Consider the following 5,385-nt stretch of genomic DNA (forward strand, 5'->3'; position numbering starts at 1 on the left):
CTGTTTTTAGGCCATGGCAGCCCCATGAACGTTCTGGAAGATAACGTCTATACCCGCGCCTGGTGTCAACTGGGTAAGACGTTACCGCGTCCGAAGGCAATTGTGGTGGTCTCTGCGCACTGGTTTACCCGGGGTACCGGCGTGACGGCCATGGAAGCGCCAAAAACGATCCATGATTTTGGCGGTTTTCCGCAGGCGCTGTACGATACGCATTATCCGGCCCCCGGTTCGCCTGAGCTGGCGCAAACGCTGGTGGATTTGCTGGCACCTTTCCCGGTCACCCTGGATAAAGAGGCCTGGGGCTTTGACCATGGCTCGTGGGGCGTGCTGATTAAGATGTATCCTGATGCGGATATCCCGATGGTGCAACTGAGTATCGACAGCACCAAACCGGCTGCCTGGCATATGGAGATAGGGCGTAAGCTGGCTTCGCTTCGTGATGAGGGCATCATGCTGATTGCCAGTGGCAACGTGGTACACAATCTGCGTACGGTACGCTGGCACGGTGAAAATACGCCGTACCCTTGGGCAACAGCCTTTAATGACTATGTAAAAGACAACCTGACCTGGCAAGGGCCGGTCGAACGGCACCCTTTGGTGAACTATCTGGATCACGACGGCGGTTCGCTCTCTAACCCGACGCCGGAACACTTCTTGCCATTGCTGTATGTATTAGGCGCATGGGACGGTCAGGAGGTTATTACAACACCGGTCGACGGTATTGAGATGGGGAGCTTGAGTATGCTGTCGGTGCAGGTGGGGTAAAACATGCCCGGTGGCGCTGCGCTTACCGGGCCTACGCTCGACATGTAGGCCGGGTAAGGCGAAGCCGCCACCCGGCAAGTCTTATTCAATAAAAATATGCGGGTAGAAACGCGAAAGATCCTGCGTAATCAGCGCGCGATCTTCGCGAATACCAATCCCGGCAGGCTGATCGTTAATAAGCCAGCTGCCGATCAGCGTATAGCTGTCGCCAAACTTCGGCAGTTGATAAAACGCCTGGACGATCATCCCTTCCTCACCGTACGGCCCTTCAACCGCTTCCAGCGTTTTACCGTTTTCGATAATCGAGACGTTCGCGCCTTCACGGGAGAAGATTGGCTTAACGACGTATTTCTCCATCGGCGGGAAATCATCTTCGGCAAAGTAAGCAGGCAGCAGGTTCGGGTGGTTCGGGAACATCTCCCACAGCATCGGCAGCAGGGCTTTATTGGAGATAATGCTCTTCCAGGCTGGTTCCAGCCAGCGCACACCGGCGTCTTCCAGCTTGGTAGAAAACATTTCGCGCAGCATGTATTCCCACGGGTAGAGCTTGAACAGGTTGCTGATCACCTGATCCTGCGTGTCCGTAAACTGACCTTTTTCACCTAAACCGATCTCTTCGATATAGAGGAATTCCGTCGCCACTTCCGCTTCGGCTGCGCAGTCCTGCAAATACTGAACCGTACCGCGATCTTCTTCGGTATCGCGACAGCAGGCGAGGTGCAACAGGTTGAAACCGTGCTGTTCACGCAGTTCGGCGAAACGCTCAATCAGTTTTTCCTGAAGGCTGTTGAACTGGTCGCTGCCTTCCGGCAAGTTTCCGGCATTCGCCTGATCTTCCAGCCAGATCCACTGGAAGAACGCGGCTTCGTACAGGGAGGTTGGCGTATCTGCGTTGTTTTCTAAAAGCTTCGGTTCACCCACGCCATCCCATGCCAAATCGAGGCGAGAGTAGAGCGAAGGCTGGTTCGTTTTCCAGGACTGACGAACAAAGCTCCAGGTGTGCTTCGGAATGCGGAATTTGGTCATCAGCTCATCGCTGTCGATGACTTTCTCTACCACCTTCAGGCACATCTGGTGCAGTTCTGCGGTCACCTCTTCAAGCTTTTCGACCTGCGCGAGCGTGAGCTTATAGTAAGCGTCTTCACACCAGTACGGCTCGCCGTACATGGTGTGAAAGTTGAAACCGTATTCGGTGGCTTTTTCGCGCCAGTCCGGGCGCTCGACAATACTGACTCGTTCCATGATCAGCCGCCCATTGAGCGAGTCGAAGAGCCGGTCGCACTACGCTGCATGGTGGTTTGTTTCGCCACAGACTCACCGAAGCCGCCACGGGTAATGGTGCTGGTAGTGGCTGGTTTCGGTGCCATCGCGGTTTTCGGTACGGTCATCGTACGGCCAGGCGTTGCCGCACCGTAACCCTTGCCGGTGGCATCGGTGTATTTACCGTACGCCGGGCTGTTTGGGTTTTTAGAACTAAACAGCGGTTGCTGCTGGTAGCCCGCGCCGCCGCTCATCAGACGGCCCATCATATAACCCGCCATCAGAGGCATCCAGAAGCTACCGCTGGACTGTGCCTGCGCCTGGTTTTCCGGCGCCATACCTGCCTGAGCAGGAGCCTGCTGGCACTGGCCTTCGCCGAATTCGGCTACACAGTCTTCGCGTGAGGCATATTTCGGCGCGGTACGTTCTGCCTCTTTCAGGGCGTTGTTATAGGCCGTCGTACACTCGGCGGCTTTACCGGTTGCGCTCGCACAATCGTCAGCGTTTTGATAGAGCGACACCGTTTCGTCGCTTTGCTCACAGCCTGCCAGCATAAAGACGGCGGTGACCGCCAGCGCGACAGGTGTCAGGTGGCGTGCGTTCCAGCTTTTGCGGAACGACGCGTGATTCATCGTTTTTGTCCGTTTCATATTTGTCTTCCAGGACCCAGGGGTATTAACGCTCAGGATAGAGGATGAGTGGTTGAAAATGAAGCGAAGAGGGGCGAAATCCGGGGGATCTTTACGTTGGCTTACGTTCGGGGGGGATTAATGTGCTCCCTCAGCCCTGTGGGAGAGGGCTGGGGTGAGGGCATCAGGCCGCACTGGGCCTGATGACACACTTAGTTGCGGAACGGATTCGTGCCGCTGCTGGCAGGTGAGGTGCTGCGTGCTGCCGCTGGCTGTGCAACCGGGGCGCTGCCGTTAGCGTTGAAGTTATCAACCGCGGCATCCTGCTCTGGATTTTCCGGCGCCACGCTGTCAGGCGACGTGGATACCGGTTTACCCAGCGTACTGTTCAGCATTTGCAGATCCTGCTCGTTCAGCGTACCCAGCGCCTGCTTGATGTTCAGCTGGTTAATCAGGTACTGGTAACGTGCGCTGGAGAGCTGCTGTTTCGCGTTATACAGCGTGGTCGTTGCGTCTAACACGTCAACGATGGTACGCGTACCGACGGAGTAGCCTGCTTCCATCGCGTCCAGAGAGCTTTGCGCAGAGACAACGGCCTGTTTGTAGGCGTTGATGCTACTGATAGAGGCATTGACGTTGTTAAAGGAAGAACGCACGGTCTGCACCACGTTGCGGTGCGCGCTTTCCAGCTGCTCGCTGGCACCCACAAAGTTGTATTGCGCCTGTTTCACCTGAGAGTTAACCATCCCGCCCTGGTACAGCGGCAGAGAGAAGCTAAGGCCCACTTTGTTCTGGCCAACGTTGCTGTCGTCATAGGCCTGAGACGTCGTTTTAGACCCGCTGTAGCTGGTATCCGATACGCCGGTAGAGGCGCTCAGGCTCAGGGTTGGCAGGTGACCATCCTGTGCAAGGCGGATCTGCTCGCGTGCCAGATCCTGGCTCAGGCGCGCCTGCAATAAGGTCAGGTTACGGTTTTCCGCTTCTTTCAGCAGAGCATTAACCGCCTGCGGTTTGTCCGTTTTGAAACTGTCCACGTTCAGAGAGGCCAGCTCAGGATAGTAGTTACCGGTGACCTGACGCAGTGCTTCCAGTGCGTTGTCGAGGTTGTTACGTGCGGTCACTTCGTTTGCCAGTACGGTATCGTACTGTGAACGGGCGTTCTGCACGTCAGTGATCGCAACCAGACCCACATTAAAACGCTGGGTGGTTTGATCTAACTGACGGTAAATCGCCTGTTTCTGCGCTTCGGTATAGGAGAGCGCGTCAATCGCGCTCAGTACCTGGAAATAGGCGGTCGCGGTATTCAGGATCAGCGTTTGCTGATCGGTCTGATAGGTGACATCCTGAATGCCTGCGCTCTTTTCCTGCAAACTCAGTTCACGCCATTTGGACATGTCGAACAGGGTCTGTGTAAGCTGTAAAGAGGCGCTGGTGGCATTCGAGTCGATGCCATTGTTATCGCGAAAACCGTTAGTGTAGGTATAATCTGCACCTAAGCCTAACTGCGGCAGCAGTGGACTACGTGCTTCGTTAATCTTTTCAAACGCAGCATCACGATCGGCCGCTGATTTACGTAAATCAGGGTTGCCCAGACGTGCCTGCTGGTAGACCTGTAACAGGTTCTCTGCCTGGCTCATTGCACTGAAGCCCGTCAGGCTCAGGCCGATAAGGATGGGGAGCAATTTCTTCATTTGCATTCCTTGTTGTGAAGCAGTATTAGCGCTGATCTAATTAAAAATAATTGCCGATTCTAACAGAATCATCCACACCAAAAGGTTGGCGTAACGTGCCATCTGGCGGTAATTTGCTCCAATCTACCATATAGCCATACAAACGGCAGCCAAACAGCCTTGAAATTCACAATTTCATCACCATTGCTACCAGGACTCGACCGATGCAAAAACCAGAAAACGTGCCTGTCACCTTCGCCAAAAACGATGTAGAAATTATTGCACGAGAAACGCTTTATAGCGGTTTTTTTTCAATGGAACTTTACCGTTTCAGGCATCGCCTGTTTAACGGTGAAATGAGCGGTGAAATCAAACGCGAAATTTTTGAGCGCGGGCATGCGGCAGTCTTGCTACCCTTTGACCCAGTGCGTGATGAAGTCGTGCTGGTCGAGCAGGTCCGTATTGCGGCGTATGATACCAGCGAAACGCCGTGGTTGCTGGAGATGGTGGCCGGGATGATCGAGGAGGGTGAGTCGGTCGAAGACGTCGCTCGCCGTGAGGCGCTGGAAGAGGCAGGCCTGGCGATCGGTCGGACGAAACCGGTGTTGAGCTACCTGGCAAGTCCGGGGGGAACAACGGAACGCTCATCTATTATGGTGGGCGAAGTGGACGCCACGACAGCGAAAGGGATCCACGGTCTGGCAGATGAAAACGAAGATATTCGGGTTCATGTGGTGAGTCGGGAGCAGGCTTACCAATGGGTAGAAGAGGGTTTTATCGACAACGCAGCGTCTGTCATCGCCTTGCAATGGCTGCAACTGCATCATCAGAATTTACGAAACGAGTGGAAAAAATGAAGCGCTATACACCTGACTTCCCAGAAATGATGCGCCTGTGCGAAACCAATTTCGCCCAGCTGCGCCGCCTGCTGCCGCGAAACGACGCGCCCGGCGAAACGGTAAGCTATCAGGTGAGCAACGCGCAGTATCGGTTAACGATAACAGAATCAACGCGCTACACTACGCTGGTGGAGATTGAGCAAACGGCGCCGAGCATCAGCT

The 5,385-nt window shown here is 54.8% G+C and carries 6 protein-coding genes; 3 read left to right on the forward strand and 3 right to left on the reverse strand.

What is annotated here, in order from left to right; genetic code table 11:
- Positions 1–765: 4,5-DOPA dioxygenase extradiol (gene ygiD / locus HP459_RS20950; protein WP_171936775.1), on the forward strand; the 765-nt coding region annotated here is incomplete at its 5' end.
- A gap of 81 nt (positions 766–846) precedes the next feature.
- Here the strand turns inward: ygiD and HP459_RS20955 are convergent.
- The 3 genes from HP459_RS20955 to tolC form a co-directional block, all read right to left on the reverse strand.
- Entirely contained in the window at positions 847–2,007 is a 1,161-nt protein-coding gene (locus HP459_RS20955; protein ID WP_022649428.1) for a glutathionylspermidine synthase family protein, read from the reverse strand.
- Between the two features lie 2 nt (positions 2,008–2,009).
- Positions 2,010–2,675, reverse strand: a complete 666-nt coding sequence (locus HP459_RS20960; RefSeq protein WP_006811983.1) for a DUF1190 family protein — start codon at positions 2,673–2,675, stop codon at positions 2,010–2,012.
- 191 nt (positions 2,676–2,866) lie between these two features.
- A complete protein-coding gene (gene tolC / locus HP459_RS20965) occupies positions 2,867–4,345 on the reverse strand; it encodes an outer membrane channel protein TolC (protein ID WP_022649426.1) in 1,479 nt (492 codons plus the stop codon).
- 203 nt (positions 4,346–4,548) lie between these two features.
- On the opposite strand from tolC, the gene nudF reads away from it, so the two are divergent.
- Entirely contained in the window at positions 4,549–5,181 is a 633-nt protein-coding gene (nudF, locus tag HP459_RS20970) for an ADP-ribose diphosphatase (protein WP_171936776.1), read from the forward strand.
- Positions 5,178–5,385: DUF1249 domain-containing protein (locus tag HP459_RS20975; RefSeq protein ID WP_171936777.1), on the forward strand; the 208-nt coding region annotated here is incomplete at its 3' end. The genes nudF and HP459_RS20975, both read left to right, overlap by 4 nt.

The sequence above is a fragment of the Enterobacter sp. CM29 genome (assembly GCF_013179605.1).
Classification (GTDB): Bacteria; Pseudomonadota; Gammaproteobacteria; order Enterobacterales; family Enterobacteriaceae; genus Enterobacter; species Enterobacter intestinihominis.